General features: G+C 43.5%; 13 protein-coding genes. 11 read left to right on the top strand and 2 right to left on the bottom strand.

Annotation, left to right across the window (positions count from 1 at the left end; genetic code table 11):
* From trpB to IPP77_09095, 7 genes are all read left to right on the top strand, one after another.
* Window positions 1–1,188, top strand: coding sequence for a tryptophan synthase subunit beta (trpB, locus tag IPP77_09125; GenBank protein ID MBL0309815.1), 1,188 nt, complete (start codon window positions 1–3; stop codon window positions 1,186–1,188).
* Window positions 1,181–1,975, top strand: coding sequence for a tryptophan synthase subunit alpha (locus IPP77_09120; protein ID MBL0309814.1), 795 nt, complete (start codon window positions 1,181–1,183; stop codon window positions 1,973–1,975). The genes trpB and IPP77_09120 overlap by 8 nt, the downstream gene beginning before the upstream one ends.
* Entirely contained in the window at window positions 1,953–2,975 is a 1,023-nt protein-coding gene (gene aroF, locus IPP77_09115; GenBank protein MBL0309813.1) for a 3-deoxy-7-phosphoheptulonate synthase, read from the top strand. The genes IPP77_09120 and aroF overlap by 23 nt, the downstream gene beginning before the upstream one ends.
* A 1,503-nt stretch (window positions 2,976–4,478) precedes the next feature.
* Window positions 4,479–6,068 (top strand): hypothetical protein, encoded by a 1,590-nt coding sequence (locus IPP77_09110; GenBank protein MBL0309812.1) that lies wholly within the window; start codon window positions 4,479–4,481, stop codon window positions 6,066–6,068.
* A gap of 32 nt (window positions 6,069–6,100) precedes the next feature.
* On the top strand, window positions 6,101–8,839 hold the full coding sequence (locus tag IPP77_09105; protein ID MBL0309811.1) for a T9SS type A sorting domain-containing protein: 2,739 nt from the start codon (window positions 6,101–6,103) through the stop codon (window positions 8,837–8,839).
* The gene (locus IPP77_09100) at window positions 8,836–10,428 is read left to right on the top strand and encodes an SUMF1/EgtB/PvdO family nonheme iron enzyme (protein MBL0309810.1); all 1,593 of its coding nucleotides are present in this window, start codon (window positions 8,836–8,838) and stop codon (window positions 10,426–10,428) included. The genes IPP77_09105 and IPP77_09100 overlap by 4 nt, the downstream gene beginning before the upstream one ends.
* 179 nt (window positions 10,429–10,607) lie before the next feature.
* Entirely contained in the window at window positions 10,608–11,999 is a 1,392-nt protein-coding gene (locus IPP77_09095) for a T9SS type A sorting domain-containing protein (GenBank protein MBL0309809.1), read from the top strand.
* A 126-nt stretch (window positions 12,000–12,125) separates the two neighbouring features.
* On the opposite strand, the gene IPP77_09090 is transcribed toward IPP77_09095, so the two are convergent.
* Both IPP77_09090 and IPP77_09085 read right to left on the bottom strand, forming a co-directional pair.
* Complete coding sequence (locus tag IPP77_09090) at window positions 12,126–12,500, bottom strand: helix-turn-helix transcriptional regulator (GenBank protein ID MBL0309808.1); 375 nt, start codon at window positions 12,498–12,500, stop codon at window positions 12,126–12,128.
* 25 nt (window positions 12,501–12,525) lie between these two features.
* Window positions 12,526–15,726 (bottom strand): PKD domain-containing protein, encoded by a 3,201-nt coding sequence (locus IPP77_09085; protein MBL0309807.1) that lies wholly within the window; start codon window positions 15,724–15,726, stop codon window positions 12,526–12,528.
* 289 nt (window positions 15,727–16,015) lie between these two features.
* Here IPP77_09085 and IPP77_09080 point away from each other — a divergent pair, with 289 nt between their 5' ends.
* The 4 genes from IPP77_09080 to IPP77_09065 are packed head-to-tail and all read left to right on the top strand — an operon-like array spanning window position 16,016 to window position 17,879.
* Window positions 16,016–16,504 (top strand): asparaginase, encoded by a 489-nt coding sequence (locus IPP77_09080; protein ID MBL0309806.1) that lies wholly within the window; start codon window positions 16,016–16,018, stop codon window positions 16,502–16,504.
* Window positions 16,505–16,506: 2 nt separating this feature from the next.
* Window positions 16,507–16,893: a lipocalin family protein gene (locus IPP77_09075; GenBank protein MBL0309805.1), complete on the top strand. Its 387-nt coding sequence runs from the start codon at window positions 16,507–16,509 to the stop codon at window positions 16,891–16,893.
* Between the two features lie 53 nt (window positions 16,894–16,946).
* Window positions 16,947–17,363: a hypothetical protein gene (locus IPP77_09070; GenBank protein MBL0309804.1), complete on the top strand. Its 417-nt coding sequence runs from the start codon at window positions 16,947–16,949 to the stop codon at window positions 17,361–17,363.
* A gap of 27 nt (window positions 17,364–17,390) precedes the next feature.
* Window positions 17,391–17,879, top strand: coding sequence for a hypothetical protein (locus IPP77_09065; GenBank protein MBL0309803.1), 489 nt, complete (start codon window positions 17,391–17,393; stop codon window positions 17,877–17,879).
* Window positions 17,880–17,885 lie beyond the last annotated feature (6 nt).

Here is a 17,885-nt window from a genome sequence, read left to right as displayed (position 1 = left end):
ATGGATTTCAAAGCAAACGATAAAGGATATTATGGAGAATTTGGTGGCGCCTACATTCCCGAATTGCTTTATGCTAATGTAGAAGAGCTGCGGCTTCGCTATAAAGAAATTGTAGCGGAGGAAAGTTTTCAAAAGGAATATCATCAACTGCTGAAAGACTATGTCGGAAGACCTTCGCCTCTTTATTATGCTACACGCCTTTCAGAACATTACGGAAGTCATATTTACCTGAAACGCGAGGACCTGAACCATACTGGCGCTCATAAAATCAATAATACAATTGGCCAGATTCTTTTGGCCCAACGATTGGGTAAAAAAAGAATCATTGCCGAAACCGGAGCCGGTCAACATGGGGTAGCGACGGCAACGGTCTGTGCTCTGAAGGGAATGGAGTGCATTGTGTACATGGGAGCAAAGGATATGGAACGCCAGGCGCCTAATGTGGCACGCATGAAAATGTTGGGGGCCAAAGTAGTTCCCGCTTTATCGGGCAGCAGAACTTTGAAAGATGCGACCAACGAAGCCATTCGTGATTGGATTAATCATCCTGAGGACACTCATTATATTATTGGGTCAGTGGTGGGGCCACATCCTTATCCGGAGATGGTAGCCAAGTTTCAATCTGTGATTAGTGAAGAAATGAAATGGCAATTGAAGGAAGCCACCGGCAATGAAAATCCAGATTATATAATGGCCTGCGTGGGGGGTGGCAGTAATGCCACCGGTGCTTTTTATCATTTTCTGAATGAGGAAAAAGTAAAACTAATAGCTGTGGAAGCCGCAGGAATGGGGGTGGATAGTGGCCACACCGCCGCAACTACTTATTCGGGACGGAAGGGCATTATTCATGGAAGTAAAACTTTGCTGATGCAAACGGAAGACGGACAGATTGCAGAACCTTACTCTCTCTCTGCCGGCTTAGATTATCCGGGTATTGGCCCTTTACTGGCTCATTTATTTACCTCAAAGCGCGCCGCGTTTGAATATGTCACCGATGAAGAAGCTTTGAAGGCGGGTTTCTTCCTTGCTAAGCAGGAGGGAATTATTTGTGCGCTAGAAACAGCTCATGCACTGGCCGTTTTAGAAAAGAAAAAATTTGGTAAAGAAGAAGTGGTAGTGATTTGCCTTTCAGGCAGAGGAGATAAGGATTTAGATACGTACATGAAACATCTTGACACTTATGTCTAACCGAATTGATACCCTATTTGAGAAGAAGAAGGAAGGAATTCTTTCCGTTTATTTTACCGCCGGTTATCCGAATCTGGAGGATACAATACCTATTCTTCAATCCTTGCAGAATGCAGGATGCGACATGGTGGAAATCGGCATGCCCTTTTCTGACCCCTTGGCGGATGGTCCGGTGATTCAGCATAGCAGTACGGTGGCACTTAGCAATGGAATGAGCATCAAAAAACTTTTATTGCAACTAAAGGATTTCAGAAAGCAGATTCATCTACCCGTACTTTTGATGGGCTATATGAATCCGGTGGTTCAATATGGCATAGACAAGTTTTGTAGCGACGCTTCCGCGGTCGGTGTGGATGGATTGATTATTCCCGATATGCCTTTGGATATTTATCAAGATCAGTATGCTGCTCTTTTCAAAAAATACAATCTTCATCAGGCACTCTTGATTACTCCACGTACTGGCGAAGCACGAATCCATGAAATTGAAAAATCAAGTGGAGGATTTATTTATGCGGTGTCTTCTTCCTCAACTACTGGTTCTGTTTCCGCAGATAAAAAGAAACAGCAGGACTATTTCGAGCGATTGAAATCACTTCGCTTGAAGAAGCCTGTCATGATTGGCTTTGGTATAGGCAACCGCGAGCAGTTTCAATTTGCCTGCCGCTATGCACAAGGTGGCATCATCGGTACGGCATTTATCAAGCATATCGAACAATATCCCAATTTAGAGAATAGTATTCCTCAATTCATACAATCCATTCGACATGATCATACAGTTAACGGCTGATATCACCGCGCAGCAGAAAAAAGAAGTGAACGACTTGCTCTCTTCTCTGCAATTCAGCAGCAGGGAAATAGAAACGAACCACAAAACGTATCTGGTCTGTCCGGAAAGCAAGACATTTGACATCCGGTTAATAGGTCATTTGGCCGGTGTGGCCGACGTACACATAGTGAAAGATCAGGTTCAATTGGTGTCGCGTCAATGGAAAGTGGAAGACACAAAGATTGACCTGGGTGATGGGGTAGTTATCAGTCGCGGGAATTTCTCATTGATGGCCGGACCTTGTTCGATAGAGAACGAGGAGCAGGTAGAGAAAACGGCGAGTTTTCTCGCTGAGCAAGGAGTAAAAATTATGCGGGGCGGTGTGTTTAAGCCGAGAAGTTCACCTTATGCTTTCCGGGGATTGGGCATTGAGGGCCTGAAATTTTTCTATAGCGTATGTAAAGCAAAGGGAATTAAAATCATCACCGAAGTCATGGAACTTTCCCAAATACCAGACATGATGGACTATGTAGATATTTTTCAGGTAGGCGCGCGCAATTCTCAGAATTTTAATCTGTTGGATGCGCTCGGCGAAGCAGGTAAGCCGGTTTTGCTGAAAAGGGGAATATCGGGAACTATAGAAGAGCTGCTTTCTTCTGCCGAATATATTTTCTCTAACGGCAATGAGAAAATAATTCTCTGCGAGCGCGGCATTCGTACTTATGAAAAAGCATACCGCAATACGCTGGACTTGAATGCCATTCCATTATTAAAGGAGAAAACGCATTTGCCGGTGATGGTTGATCCTTCTCACGGAATAGGCATGCGCGAACATGTGGAAGCTGTTTCCCTTGCCGGGGTGATGGCCGGTGCTGATGGTTTAATTGTGGAAATCCATGAATGTCCGGAGAAAGCTTTTTCTGACGGACAACAAACACTGGATTTTAATGAAGCAGCGGCTCTCTTCGATAAAGCGCGCAAGGTTTACGAACTTCATCATAGTTTTGAGATGGGGATTTAGTTTTGCAGGTTTGTCTATTCATTAAGTTGATTGTCCTCAGTTCATCCATGAAGGCAAGTTATTAGCTTGTATATAGATCAAACTATTAGAGGCTGTTTGGATTTCTCTGTAAAAAAATGTGTATCGCACAGAGGCACGGAGCATCACGGAGAAAATACCTCTATGTTCTCCGTGCCTCCGTGCGACATATCAGATTCATAAGAAATTCGGTTGTTCAAACCCAAACAGCTCCTTAGGAAATTATTGACTTTGCCTTATTTCAACCACAAAGGGATAGTAGGAATTTTAATTCCTCGAAAGTATAGATTCAGTAAAACGTTTATCCAAAACTCTTGGTACCAACAGTTCCGCTATGAATGGCGGTTTATAACACCGCGTTTCAGTGTGTTGAGAGTCCGACTCTTGCTAAATGGCTTTAGCCATGATGATCGCGCAGAAAATAAGTCCTTGAACATTTAATGTCGCAGCCTATTTTGGGCTAACTGGTCCCTATCTTTGGCTAACAGGGACCGAATAGCTGCTAACTGGTCCTTGTCTTTAGCTAACAGGGACCGAGTAGCTACGAACGGGCACCTGTCTTTGACTAACAGGGACCGAGTAGCTGCTAACAGGCACCTGTCTCTCGCTAACAGGGACCGAATAGCTGGAGATGGGTACCGAATAGCAAAAAATTGGTCAAAAATGGATGGAGAGAATGACAGTTTGGCATGGAAAGGGCGCGAAGCGGGGAAATCTAATACATACTTATTGCTGTTCCTTTTGTAACACATATATATAGACAACAATTATTGCCGAATTAACTACTCTGGGAAGGCATATACAAAGTAGGGAAAAGGCGATTCAAGTCGGTCATGTAGGTTTTGCTTAAACCAATCAAGCAACTATTTTCCTTAAGCAATAAAAAGGTCTTTGAATTTTCAACTATCCAATAATGGATAGACACGAAGGATTCGCAATCAAATATCAAACGACCGAACCAAAATACTACTTGAAAGCTACTGAATACTTTCAGTAGGTAATTAAACGGCAAAGAACGGGTGTTTTATGGTAGTTGTTTAAAAAGTTTGGGTATAAAATCTTAGAGGATTAAGATGGGATAGTGTTAGTTGCGCTGATTGTATTGCTCATAATAGAGATGATTAATCTATATAGCCTCAAAAAACTTTTCCATAGCAAGTGGTATTTCAGACACCCTTCAATAAACCCAATAGATGGCTTCAAAGGCCCTACTCTGTATAGAGAACTAAACAATGAATGACCAGATTTAAAGACACTTTTGGAAAAGCCAGATTGGAAACTTTAGCCCTTAATAACCTATGGGTTTCACTCCTATTTAAGGGGCTTATAATACCTTATTATACTTTATGGCATGATAATTGCGATGCAGGGAATCGCAGGCATAACTGCAAAATGTTAAAAGTCAAATAAATTTGTCAAACGCACTTGCTTTTTTATAATTTCCACATTATTTTATAATTTTAAACAAAAATTTAAAGCATCCTTATGAAACATTTATACTCCTGGATTTTCTTTTTGGTGCTGGCACCAATCACTCTTCTGGCGAATAATCTTCAGATTGACAGCGTCAGTGCGACTGTTTCCACCGTTACTTTCCAATTGTCTTGGGATAACAGTTGGAATATTAATAACCTGAGCAGAGATGCGGCCTGGGTATTTGTTAAGTATCAGGATTGCGGCTCGGCAAACAAATCATGGGATCATCTTGATTTGAGCACCTCTAGTGGTAGCCATAGCGTAACCGGTGGTCTTTTGCAGGTAGATGCTGTGACGGATGGGAAAGGGGTTTTCATTTATCGCTCCGGTTTTGGCGGGGGAAACAATCCTACTGCTTCTGTAACACTGACATTTGGAACCGCCTTTGCCGATATTTCGCAGGTTAACTTTGACGTGGTAGGTATTGAGATGGTCTATGTGCCACAGGGAAGTTTTATTGCTGGAGATGGAGTAAGTAACAGTTCTTTTGGAACAAATGGTACCAACGTGCCAAACACTATAACCAGTGAAGGATCTATTGCCGCTGACGGACTGGCAAGTACTACAGCATATAACTGGGATTGGGCAAATAAACATCCTGCAATTCCCGCCGAGTTTCCCAAAGGCTATGCTGCATTTTATTGTATGAAGTATGAAATTACTCAAGCACAATATGTGCATTTTCTGAATCTTCTGCCAGCCGCTCACCAAGCGGTGCGTACTGCAGTGGCTCCTGGATCAGCAACAAAATCGGAAGCAATGACTACCGCTAGTATTCCTTATACTTATCGTAATTATATACAAATTAAAACTCCAGCAGCCGGAGGGCCTCCTCTAAACCCTGCAGTTTATGGCATGAACAGAAATAACAACAGCACCTTTGATGAAGTGGATGATGGCGGAAATATCGCGTGCAACTTTTTAAGCTGGACCGATTTGCTGGCATACCTTGATTGGTCAGGCTTGCGTCCGATGACGGAGCTCGAATTCGAGAAATCTTGTCGTGGACCTGCCTCTGCCGGGCCTTTCCCTGATCAGATTTATGCATGGGGAAACATTAATCTCTCGCAAGCAACCAATCAGTGGGATGATGGGTGGAGGATTTCAAACCCCGGTCGTCCTGATGAAATATCAGGACAGGCTGGCGATGGGCTCTGTCCGTACAGCATAGATAATAACGTTTCAGGGCCTTTTCGTGTAGGGTTTGCCGCTAAATCGGGTACCAGTCGTGCCCAAGCAGGCGCTACGTATTATGGCATTCTGGATATGAGCGGTAATGTTGCAGAGCAGTGTTATCACATCGGTCGTATTCACAACGAGGGTAACCCAGGGCTTGGGCCGATGACTATGACTGCTGGTTTCCAAGGAACTTTAGGCGATGGTACGCTCAACTCAAATGGCGAAGCCGACCAAGCCAGTTGGGGATCTCCGCTCGTTGATTATCGTGAATCCATTCTCCGTGGGGGAGACTTTGCAAACGACTGGAGCCAACTAAGAGTTTCAATGCGCTATTATTTGCACCCGCGTATGGAATGGAATGGGCCTCAAACTAATAACCGTTGGTATTATGTTGGCGGTAGAGGGGTTAGACAATTTTAAGATCCACTGTCACACAGTAAAGATCTACGCCGATGTATGGAAAACTACCCATATCTTTAATACTTAGCTGCATCATAACTTGGTTTAGTGTCACTTCCATGTATGGTCAGGCTCCGTTTGTTGGAGGATCATCGGATGGGCAGTCGGGTGTCAGACTAACTAATTCCACTTGCGTTGCTATCACGGCCAATCCTTATGCCGGAGGGGACGGCAATACTCATTTTTATGATACTTTAATCAACTCGGTTTGCGCTCCCACTTTGTTTACGGCTTTCAGTGGTGGAGTGGCAGATGGTTTTGCCGAAGGACAATTAATTGTTTCGGTTTGCACTCCTTCATTATTACTTCCCTTTAGCGGTGGTGTTGCCGATGGGTTTGCACAGGACAATCAAATGAACTCAACTTGTTCTTCAGTCATTATTAATCCGTTTAGTGGCGGTGTGGCGGATGGCTTTGCAGAATATGCTTTAATTAATTCCACGTGCTATTCGGTCATTATCAATCCGTTTAGCGGTGGTATTGCTGATGGGTTTGCATATAATACACAGGTTGTTTCGGTTTGCTTTCCTATACTGATTACTCCTTTTAATGGAGGAATTGCCGATGGGTTTAGCAATGATGCCTTTATACAGTCGGTATGTTATCCAGAACTGTTTTCCATATTTAGCGGGGGCGATGCCGATGGCTCTGCCGGTGCCCTGTTGGCTGCTTCACTTGGTTTTAATGTTCCTCCTCCGGCCTCCAATCCTGTCTGCGAGAACAGCCAGGCCCTTATTGGTTTAGCAGGGGGAGATACATCGCTTATTTACCAATGGGAGCTATCTATCAATGGCGGAACCGTATTTAATTCTATTTCAAATGGCGCTCCTTATACCGGTGCAACCGAAGATACCTTATGGATTGATCCCGTAACAAATTCATTTAATGGTTATGTATATAGGGTTTTAGTGAGCTATCCGGGGTGTATCTCCGGCTATTCGCCAAATTCAACATTGGTAGTAGGTGCCCAGCCCTCATCACCAACTATTATTAAGGATCCCAACGTGGATTATGTTTGTCCGGGTACGGATGTAGCGGCCTCTTTCAATGCCGGAACAGGAGGCGTTGGCACGATTCAAGATATATATGAATACAGTACCAATGCTGGTACTCTTTGGAATTCATACACAGTAAGTGATCCCATTCTTACAAACTCTTTACAGGGGATTGAAATTGTAAAAATCCGTTCATGGCGTTCGGCTACCGGCCAAGGATGCCTGGCCGCTGATTCAAGTATGGCTTCCTGGACGGTAGCAGGAGAAGGCTATTGGATAGGCGTGACCAGCCCCGACTGGAATACCAATTCCAACTGGGGATGCGGTATTATACCGGACACTACCATTGATGTGACCATCCCCGAAGTGCAGCTCGGCAATCACCAACCCAATATTTATAATACGCCGCCTGCTTTTGCACATAATCTAACTATTGAACCTGATGCCTCGGTCACCACTTTTTTTGGATTCAATCTGGAACTTCATGGAGATTTCACCAACAACGGGATAACTTCGCTTGGTATTGGCACGGTCAAATTCGGAGGCCCTACGCTGCAATCAATACAGGGGACGATCCCAACTGAATTTTCCTATGTGGAGGTCGCTAATCGCAGTCTTTCCACCGCATTAATATTAAATCAGGATATTGATGTGAGCGATGAGTTTAAGATTACACAAGGCATGGTGAATCTGAATGGTCATTATATTGATTTGGGCACTACCGGTATGCTCGCCGGAGAAACGGAAACCAGCCGTATCACTGGCGATTCAGGTCAGGTAAGAAGTTTAATTGATATATCTCAACTCTCCACCGCCTATAATAATATTCATGGACTTGGAATTGACTTGACAACCGGCGCCACAGCGGCACCGGGACTTAGCGAAGTCAACCGTGGTCACCATTCTTATCTGGTAGAACCCGGCAGCCCCGCCATAGAGCGATATTTTGAAATTATTCCAGTGGTAAACGCCAATCTGGATGTCACCATGAAAATGCACTATTTCGACGCTGAACTTGCCTCCAACAGCGAACCGGTCTTGACTCCTTGGCGGTCTGAAGATCAGCGAGCGACATGGACCGGACAGTTCTTTCCTTCGCTGCTCACTCGAGATGCAAATGCTAACTGGGTGCAACAAACCGGAATAAATGCCTTCTCAGACTGGACACTTAGCGGTCCTGGTTCGGCGCTACCGGTGGAACTGCTTGAGTTTACCGCCTGGGCAGAAGGAGAGGTAGTCCGGTTGAAATGGATGACCGCCATAGAAATCAATAACGATTATTTTACGGTAGAGCGCAGTCGTGATGGAGTTAATTTCTCCGACCTGTTTATGGTAGATGGAGCGGGAAACAGTACAGCAGTACTTACGTATAGAGAAACGGATAAACAACCACTAAGTGGAGTATCCTACTACCGACTTCGCCAGACAGATTTTGATGGAACTACCACCCATTCTCAGATAGTGGCCGTTTCGTTCAACTCATCCTATTCACAATCTTTCAACGCTTTCGTTGGAGAAAATCAAAATTTCAACGTATCGTTTCAGACAAATGTAAATGAACGTCTTAGCCTCTCTGTATTCGACGTGGCAGGCAGAAAGGTAATCAGCCAAGATGCGAATGCCACCAAAGGGAATAACATGATATTGGTGAAGAATCCGGGGCTGGCCGCTGCTATGTATATTCTGGAGTTCATTGCGGGTGATTTTCACGAGAGTAAAAAATTATTTGTAAAATGAATTACTCAGTAAAACGAGACAAGGTGAATACGAGCTGCAACCTTTGGAAGCGCTTTGGGACAACGCTTTTTGCAGTGATTGCTTTTTGTGGTTCTGCTTTTGCCAATAATCTGCAATTGACAAATATCTCTGCCACTACATCAACTATAAGTTTTGATATCAGTTGGGATAATAGTTGGAATATGTCCTCCGCCCCTTCCAATTGGGATGCCGTTTGGGTGGTTGTGAAGTATCAGGATTGCAATACGGAGGAAAAGACTTGGAACCAACGGATACTTAGTACCACCAGTGGAAACCACAGTGTTTCTGGAGGAGTATTACAGGTAGATGCCGTTACAGATGGGATGGGAGTTTTTATTCGTCAAAGTGCTGTGGGTACGGGCAATATTTCTACCAGTTCTGTCAGTTTGGCGTTTGGAACTGCCTTTAGCAATATTGCCAATGTAAACTTTGAACTAGTGGGTATTGAAATGGTGAATGTGCCTGAAGGTGCATTTTATGTAGGCGATGGAAGTACAGCAACTCCTCCACTATCACAAAACTCCATGGGGACTAACGGCACATCTAGCCCGAAAGAAATAACCAGTGAGGGTGGACTTTCGGCCAACACTCTTGCCGGATACAACAATACTGCTCCTACCCAACACCTTGCTATCTCCGCAGATTTTCCAAAAGGCTATGCAGCCTTTTATTGCATGAAATATGAAGTGAGTCAAAATCAATACATCCAGTTTCTCAATCTATTACCAGCAGCTCAGCAAATCAACCGTACCGCCTCATCGGTTACCTCTTCTGTCGGCACTTTGGCATTGGCTCCTGCCGCCACACCTAGCCGAAACGGAATCAGAATCAAAACTTCCGCGACCGGTTCACCCCTCAGCCCGGCAGTGTATGGAGCAGACCTGAACAATAATGGCACTTTTGATGAAGCCGACGACGGAGGGAATATCGCCTGCAATTACTTGAATTGGTATGATTTGATTGCCTACTTAGATTGGGTAGCCTTACGACCTATGACGGAGTTGGAATTTGAAAAAGCTGCGCGCGGACCTTCTTCGCAAGGGACACCCGTAGTAGCGGCTCATGTATGGAACACCACAACGATATTGCAGGCAAAATCTGATGCCTTATCCAACGCCGGGCAAGAGACAGAAGTTTCAACGGCCTCCGGCAATGGCCTTTGTGCTTATGATGCAGGCAACACTTTAGGGCCGCTTCGAGTAGGTTTTGCCGCCACCGGAAGTACCGATCGCGCTGGAGCAGGCGCTTCTTATTATGGCATTCTTGATTTGTCGGGTAACGTTTGGGAACAAGCATATCATATCGGCTTTAATAGCGGCTCCGGCTACGGAGTTGCCCCCGCATTTACCGGTGTACTGGGAGACGGCGAACTCGGTGCTATCGGATTCGCTGATGCGACAAACTGGGGTGGGCAAAATGGGGTGGTTCGCTCGGTAGTCCGAGGTGGTAATTGGAATAATATTTCTTCCTATTGTCAGACTTCAAACCGAAGTTTTGTTACTTCTGCCGGTGGAGAAAATTCAACCCGCATCAACAGAACCGGAGGAAGGGGAGTCAGGCAATTTTAGTTGCTGATAGATTCCTCTTGCTAAAATTTCCATCTTAGCTCTGTATGTTGCAAAACAAAACACATCAGGGAATCACCATCTTTTTTGCTTTAGTCTTTTTATGTCCAGGTCTCCATGCTGCCACTTGGCTTGTGGGAGCAAGTCGCACTTATCCTTTGCCGAGCACAGTAAAAAATCTTGTGAATGACGGTGATACGATTTATTTAGACGGAGGGACCTATGTTAATGACGCGGTAAAGTGGGAAAAGAAGAATTTAAAATTCATCGGAATGGGCACGAGTCAGAACCCGACGGTGATGAAATATACCGGTGACATTTCTAACGGCAAAGGAATCTGGGTATTTGAACAGCCAGGGGTATCTGACAATGCCTATATCGAAAACATCACCTTCGACGGAGCACAGGTTTCAGATGGCAATGGAGGTAACGGCGCCGGTATCCGGTATCAATCAGTTAATCTCCATATCAGAAATTGCTGCTTTGTGAATTGCCAGAATGGAATTTTGGAAGGCGGAAATTATAACGGCAGTCAGGTGATTATTGAGAACTCTGAGTTCAGCAACAATGGCTATAACGGCAGCAACTCATCATACATAGGCTACGAGCATCATATTTATATCAGTGCCAACACCGACAGTTTCGTGGTAATGAATTGTCATTTTCATGACCCGAGGGGACAAGCTAACTCTCTAAAGACACGGGCGCAGAGAAGCTATATCTTATACAATCTAATTGATGAAGCATCTGGTAACGGTAGTTGGGAATTGAACATAGCACAAGGTGGAATGTTGGTCGTGATTGGCAATGTGATTATTCAAGGACCTTCCGGCGCCAATCATGGTATTATCGGATGGGATGCAGTTACTAATCCGTTGGAGGAACTATATTTTATCAATAATACGGTCATTAATAAATTTGCAGGAAATGTTCGATTTGTAAATGTTTCTCCGGTTTCCGACATTACGGCCTTCAAATTTTACAATAACATTTTTGCTTCCACCACTGGTGCATCGAACACCTTGTTTTCAGGGAACATACCTGCGGTGCTGGATACGTCAAACAACCTCTTCATCCCGAATTTCGTTTCTTTTAATTTTGCCAATTCGACTGATGGTGATTTTAATTTACTGGCATCTGCCACGACTGCTATAGATCATGGAGCAAACCCTGGCCAGACCAGCACCGGATATAACTTGGCTCCTGCTTTTATGTTTCAAAGCGATACCCTGCCTTTATTACAACGTAATATTTCCGGCGCAGCTATTGACATTGGGGCTTATGAATATGGGTTCCCTACTTTTTTGAGTAATGAAATGCAAAATCAATTGGCTATTTCTGTTTTCCCGAATCCTATGCGTAAGGAAGCAATCATAGAAATGATGGCAAATGATTTGCTAGATGGGATGAATTTTTCCCTATATAATGTGCAAGGTCAGGTCGTGATGAAAGATATTCCTCTGGTTTTAAAGAAAACTAAAATCACCGCCGAGAATTTACCTTTGGGTATTTATCTTTATAAGGTCATCCGCCACGGAGAGATGATTGTCACAGGTAAGATTGTGTTGGAATAGAAATAGAAACTGACTGAGGAGATGTAGTATTTTCTACCAACCTAACAGCTGTTCGTTCTGTACTTATGTGTGTCTTACGAAGGAAGCCTATTTGTGCTTTAACAGCTTTGAGTTGAGGGCACATTATCACATAGTGAGATTATCTATCGCATTTTTCTTTTGTAGGAGGCTTTCGTAAGCTTCGGCTTTGGCTTTCAATAATTTGAAATCATTGAAAACGCTAGAATAGTTCAGGCGGTCGAAGGTTTCCATATTTTCCTTGGTCACCGGAATGTCGGTAGCCAAAAGGAAGGGTAAATCCACCTTCATGACGTTACAAAACTTCTTCAACGTATCCATTTTTACATTGCCTGCTTTTCGTTCGAGAAAGCTGTAAGCTTGTTGAGAAATCTGCATGTCGTTCGCTACAGAGATCTGCTTAAATCCACGAAATTCTCGAATGGTCCGGATGCGATCAGAGATGCTCAGTGGTTTGTTTAGATTGTTTAAATTATTATTCATAGTTGTATTATTAAGAGATAAATTTTTATCGGACAGCGGTTACATTTCCGCTTTTAGAAATCGTATTACCATTTTCACATTTGCCTTGGAACATATAGACATAGACACCGGTGGACTCAAATTGTTTGTTAGGAGCTAAGCCATCCCAGCCTTTATCCAACTCTGTAGTTTCAAACACTACCCCGCCCCATTTATCAAAGATGCGGAAGTAGTCAAGGCTAGTTAGTGATAGTGAACGGATGCGGAAGACATCATTTCGTCCATCGCCATTGGGGGTAAATGTGTTGGGCACAAAGACCGTATTTTCATCACATCCGGTGATGCGGATACGGATGGAATCTTGAGTTTTGCAACCATATTCATCAGTTACTTCGATTTGTACCGTTTGTGAAAGGGTAGGGCGAATGACCGGTCGGCGACAGTCGGTGCAACTGAGTTCTTCGGGTGCCTGCCATTGATAGCTTACTTTTTTACTGGAGGTAGCCAATAATTGTATTTCAGAATTTGGAGTGGTGGTGATATCATTTGATACCTCTAACACCGGTAAGGCACGTATATTGATTGTAACGATTTCGGTATCTGCTTCACATTCACCTCCTGACGCAATTAACTGAAAAGTGATTGGACGGTTTTTCATCACAGCGAAAGGATTAGCTGTCTGTGCATCATCCACGTAATAGGGTGGGCTCCATTGGTAATGAACTCCGAGCACCGAACCAAAGTTCATCATGGTTTCAATCTGAGTGGTATCGAAAGGACAAACGGCGAAGTCTTGTGGTAGTGAAATATCCACTTTGCTTTTGACGGTTATAGGAACTATGGCTGTGGCCGAGCAACCGAGAAGATTATAACCGGTAACTGTATAATCAACAGATTGTTGCGGTTTGCAGAGAGGGTTCAATGAAGAAGAATCATCTAAATATATGGCTGGAGACCAAACTATTCTCGGGGCATTGCCGACAAACAATTGATATTCATCGTTTGCACAAAGGCTTATGGGGCCTGTACTCACTAAATTTGGTATTGGCTCTACATTTACTTTAATCGAAGCCTTTGTTTCGCATCCTCCCTTGTTAGTTGCTACGATTTGATAAGAAATAGTGTCATTAGAAGAAACAAGCACATTCTTGCAAGTATCACAGTCCAGAAATTGAGAAGGAGTCCATTTAAATCGGGTACCATCTGATTTCAGACTGATGGTCGGATAATCACCGCGACATACAGAAGTATCTTTGACCTCCAAAGTTGGCGAGGCGTATGTTTTGATAGAATCTAATGGATAAGAAACAGAACAGCCTACATGATCTATCAGCACAAACTTTGGGTAAAAGGTTCTCGCTTCAGAATAGGTATGATTGATGCTAAGCGAATCTTCTATTACATTTCCGTCACCCAAATCACACCAGAATTTTTTAGTGTTGGATGAAGGCTCGGCTGAAATATTTACTTGAAGCGGCAAACAACCTAGCTTTGGTGATACATTGAATTGGGCTGTTGGTCCCTGCACTTCAATCAGGTCAGGATAATTAGCTACATCCTTACAGCCATTTTTATTTGTGCCGGTTAGTTTTACGGAATACTTACCCGGGTAGTAATAAATATGTGTGGGGTTTAGCTTGCTGTCCTTAACCCCGTCTCCGAATTCCCATGAATAGGTTAATCCGCTGGTTTTTGAAGTGTTTTTAAAAGTAGCCACGAAAGGTGGACAAGGAGAGAAGGTGGCATCCACATTAAAATCTACGTTGACCGTATCTATCTTAATAGTTTTTGTGATGCTTTTCTCACAACCTAAAGAGCTTCTTCCTCTTAGCGTTACATTGTATGATCCCGGATTGGGAAATGTAATTTGGGGATTGGTGGTGGTCGAAGTCGTCCCATCATAAAACGTCCATAAATAAGAAGTTGCCCCGGCGGAAGAATTCCGAATAGTATAAGGAGTGCCAAAGCAACCTGTCGGAGTGTTAAAATTTACTCCTGGTCCAGAGGTGCTGATATAATTAGGAAAACTCATCTTTGTAATACATCCGCCACTATCCATTACAGTTAAGGTAACCGTAAACGAGCCAGAACTGGTATAGGTGTGTGTGGGATCTAATTCAGTGGAAGTATTTCCATCTCCAAAATTCCATTGAAGACCTATAACTCCATCCATCGGCGTTTTGTTGGTGAAGTTTACTTTTAAAGGCGGTGTGCATGACTGGCTAACATCTGCCGAAATTCCCATGCCGTTTATTTTGGCACCTGGGGTAATGGTAAGGAGCGCTAGATACATAATGCTGTCCTTACATTCTCCATCCGCAATTCGTAAGCTGACATCATAGATGCCGGGGTTTTCATAGGCGTGGGAGGGGGTTTTTGATGTAGAAGTAGTACTGTCACCAAAATCCCAGAACCATTCTGTTCCCAGAAAATTTGAAGTATTAGTAAAAGTGATGTTCTCTCCGGTACATACAATATACTTCGAGGGCTTAAAATTTGCTGTCATGGATGTCGCTTGTACTACCACACTGTTTTTACTTCTGCAACCGTTGGAATCTGTTACGGTCAGATTAGCACTGTATTTTTGCTGATGGTAAGTGTATGCAGGGGGATTTTTAACTGTAGATGAATTGACTCCGTCAAAGTCCCAATAATAGCTCAATCCATTTCCGGTAGAACTGTTACTAAAGTTCACTGTTAATGAAGGATTGCAAGTCTTGGTAGGGTAAGCTGTAAACTTTGCTACTGGTGGTTTAAATACGTTTACATACCCTGGTTTGATTAGGCTGGCAGAACATCCATTAGAGTCTTTAACCACTAAAGTAATATCATAGGAACCTACTGGATATTTAAGGCTTGGATTGGGTATAATAGTCGCTAAACCATTTCCATATCCCCATCCATAATCAGTAATTGGAGCATCGCCCAGAGTAATGTCATGATAGAAAAAGATAGTATCATAAGTACAGGCAATCGGTTTATTTACATAGAAATCTACTTTTGGTGTCCTGAAAACTCTGATATTTCTAGTTGTTGAATCGGTTTCGCCCAAGTCATTTTTAACTGTCAGCTTTACCAGATAATCTCCGGGTTCCAGAAACAGAGCAGAGGGAGACTGTAAAAGCGAAGTGTTTCCGTTGCCAAAATCCCAAAGCCAATCCGTTGTATTGTCTGAAGAAGAATCGGCGAAATCAACTAACAGTGGCGGACATCCGCTTGTTTTGTCAGGTAAAGCCTGCCTGAACATTAGCCCAAGAAGCACCTGATAAAACCACTAAGAGAATTGTAAAAATCCGCTTCATCTAGCAATCCATTTTTCTAAGTTATACGACGACGATGCTTTTAAGATTCAGTTTGGCGGATATATTTTGTAGCATACCAATAATCCAACACAACCTGCCGTGGTACTTTTACAAGGTTTGACTGGTAAATTAATCGTCTGTTTTTTCAGAGAGTTATAATCGCTTTATAGAGATCAAACTCCGGTTCTCGCCCGAAATAGATTCCTTTTCTACTTTTGCGCTATATCATATTGCATGGCTATTAAAATTCTGGTTACCGGTGGCACCTTCGATAAGGAATACGACGAGATAAACGGGCAGCTTTATTTCAAAGACACGCATCTTCCCGAGCTGTTGAAGATGGGGCGAAGCAACCTGAATGTGCAGGTGCGTACCCTGATGATGGTGGACAGCCTGGAGATGACCGATGCCGACCGCGAGTTAATCGTGAGCCATTGCAAACAATGCAACGAAGAAAAGATTGTGATAACCCACGGAACCGATACCATGGAATTGACTGCCCGAAAATTGGGTGAGGTCGCTTTGGACAAAACCATTGTACTGACCGGTGCTATGATTCCTATTAAATTTGGCAGCTCTGACGGTCTGTTTAACCTCGGTAGTGCCATGGCTTTTGTGCAGTCACTTCCAAAGGGCGTTTACGTGGCGATGAATGGCAGATACTTTATGTGGAACAATGTTCGAAAGAATAAAGGAACCGGTACATTTGAAGAAACTAAATAATTATGAAAACAATATCCATCATTTTCATTGGGCTTATGCTCACCATGTCCTCCTGCAAAAAAGTAGCAGAAAGTGTCGCCCTTATCGGAACCTGGAAGGTGGACAAATATTATGAAGACGGAGCCGACAAAACGAATGATTTCAATACCATGCTCAGCAATTACCAGCTTAAGTTTGAAACCAACGGCACCTTTACCGAAACGGCGATGGCCGTTTTCATTCCGCTCACGGTCACTGGCCCTTGGGAAATAAACAACAACGGAAATAATCTGAAGCTGACAAACAGCGCCGACCAAACTGTTCGCAATTATGGATTGTCCGGCCTCACCGCTAAGAAGATGACATTGAAAGAAGGCAGCAATAAAGAATATCGTCTGGTGAAATTATAAGCAATGCCGTTTAAGAATTTTTCTATTTTCGACCGTCTGAAAACCAAAACCGGATGAAAAAAATATTTCCACTCCTGTTACTAACGCTGGCCTTCGTTTCTTGCAACAAAGAGGGTACTTATAAAAAAGCGCTGGATGGCAACTGGGAGCTTTACAAATACCTCTACCGGAATGCAGACCGGACAACGCAGTTCCAGAGCGATTTCGCCGGCTATATGATTTCATTTACAAAAGCCGGAACTTTTTCGGAACAATATGCCGGGAATCCCGATACCATTCGCACGGCGGGAGCCTATTCTTTTTCTGATGATGACACCAAAATTATTCTCGCCTACACCGGCTATAAAACCGTGGACACCGTACAGATTCCCTACGACATCCTTCGTGCTTACACCATTTTTAATCTCACTTCTGCCCATGTGCAGTTGCGCAACGACAGCACCGAATTGTATTTGCGCAAATTAGAGTAAGCCTATTCATTCAATAAAAAATATACTGTGAAAAAAACGCTGATCATTTTCTTGGGCTTGGGCATTTTACTATCCTCTTGCGACCGAAAATCCTTTGTCAAAAAGCTGAGCGGCACTTGGACACTCGATAAGTATCTATATGCCGGACAGAATTTTTCAACCAAAATGAAAGATACGGTGATGGTAAATTATCGGCTGACTCTGGACAACAACCAGAGCTATTTAGAATCATGGGAATCGTTCACCTATTCGGCCAATTTCTTTGTCGTTCCCGATACTTTTTACAACACCGACGGCTCCATCAATTTTATCCAATACGACACCACCCACTTTGTGGACACTGCGGTTATTCCAAGTGCTAATTCGGGAGGTTGGGAACTGATCAACAGCGAAGAAGACCTGCAACTGCGCAACGCCGCCACCAACGATGTGCGCATCTATCGCATTCTCAATCTGAGCGGCAGCCAACTGGATATGCGCAAAGGCAACGAGGAGATTTATCTTAAAACCCTTTAGACTATT

The organism is Bacteroidota bacterium (assembly GCA_016722375.1).
GTDB lineage: Bacteria > Bacteroidota > Bacteroidia > Chitinophagales > LD1 > Bog-950.
The sequence above is the reverse complement of the archived record's forward strand: the minus strand, read 5'-3'. Positions and strand labels throughout refer to the sequence as shown.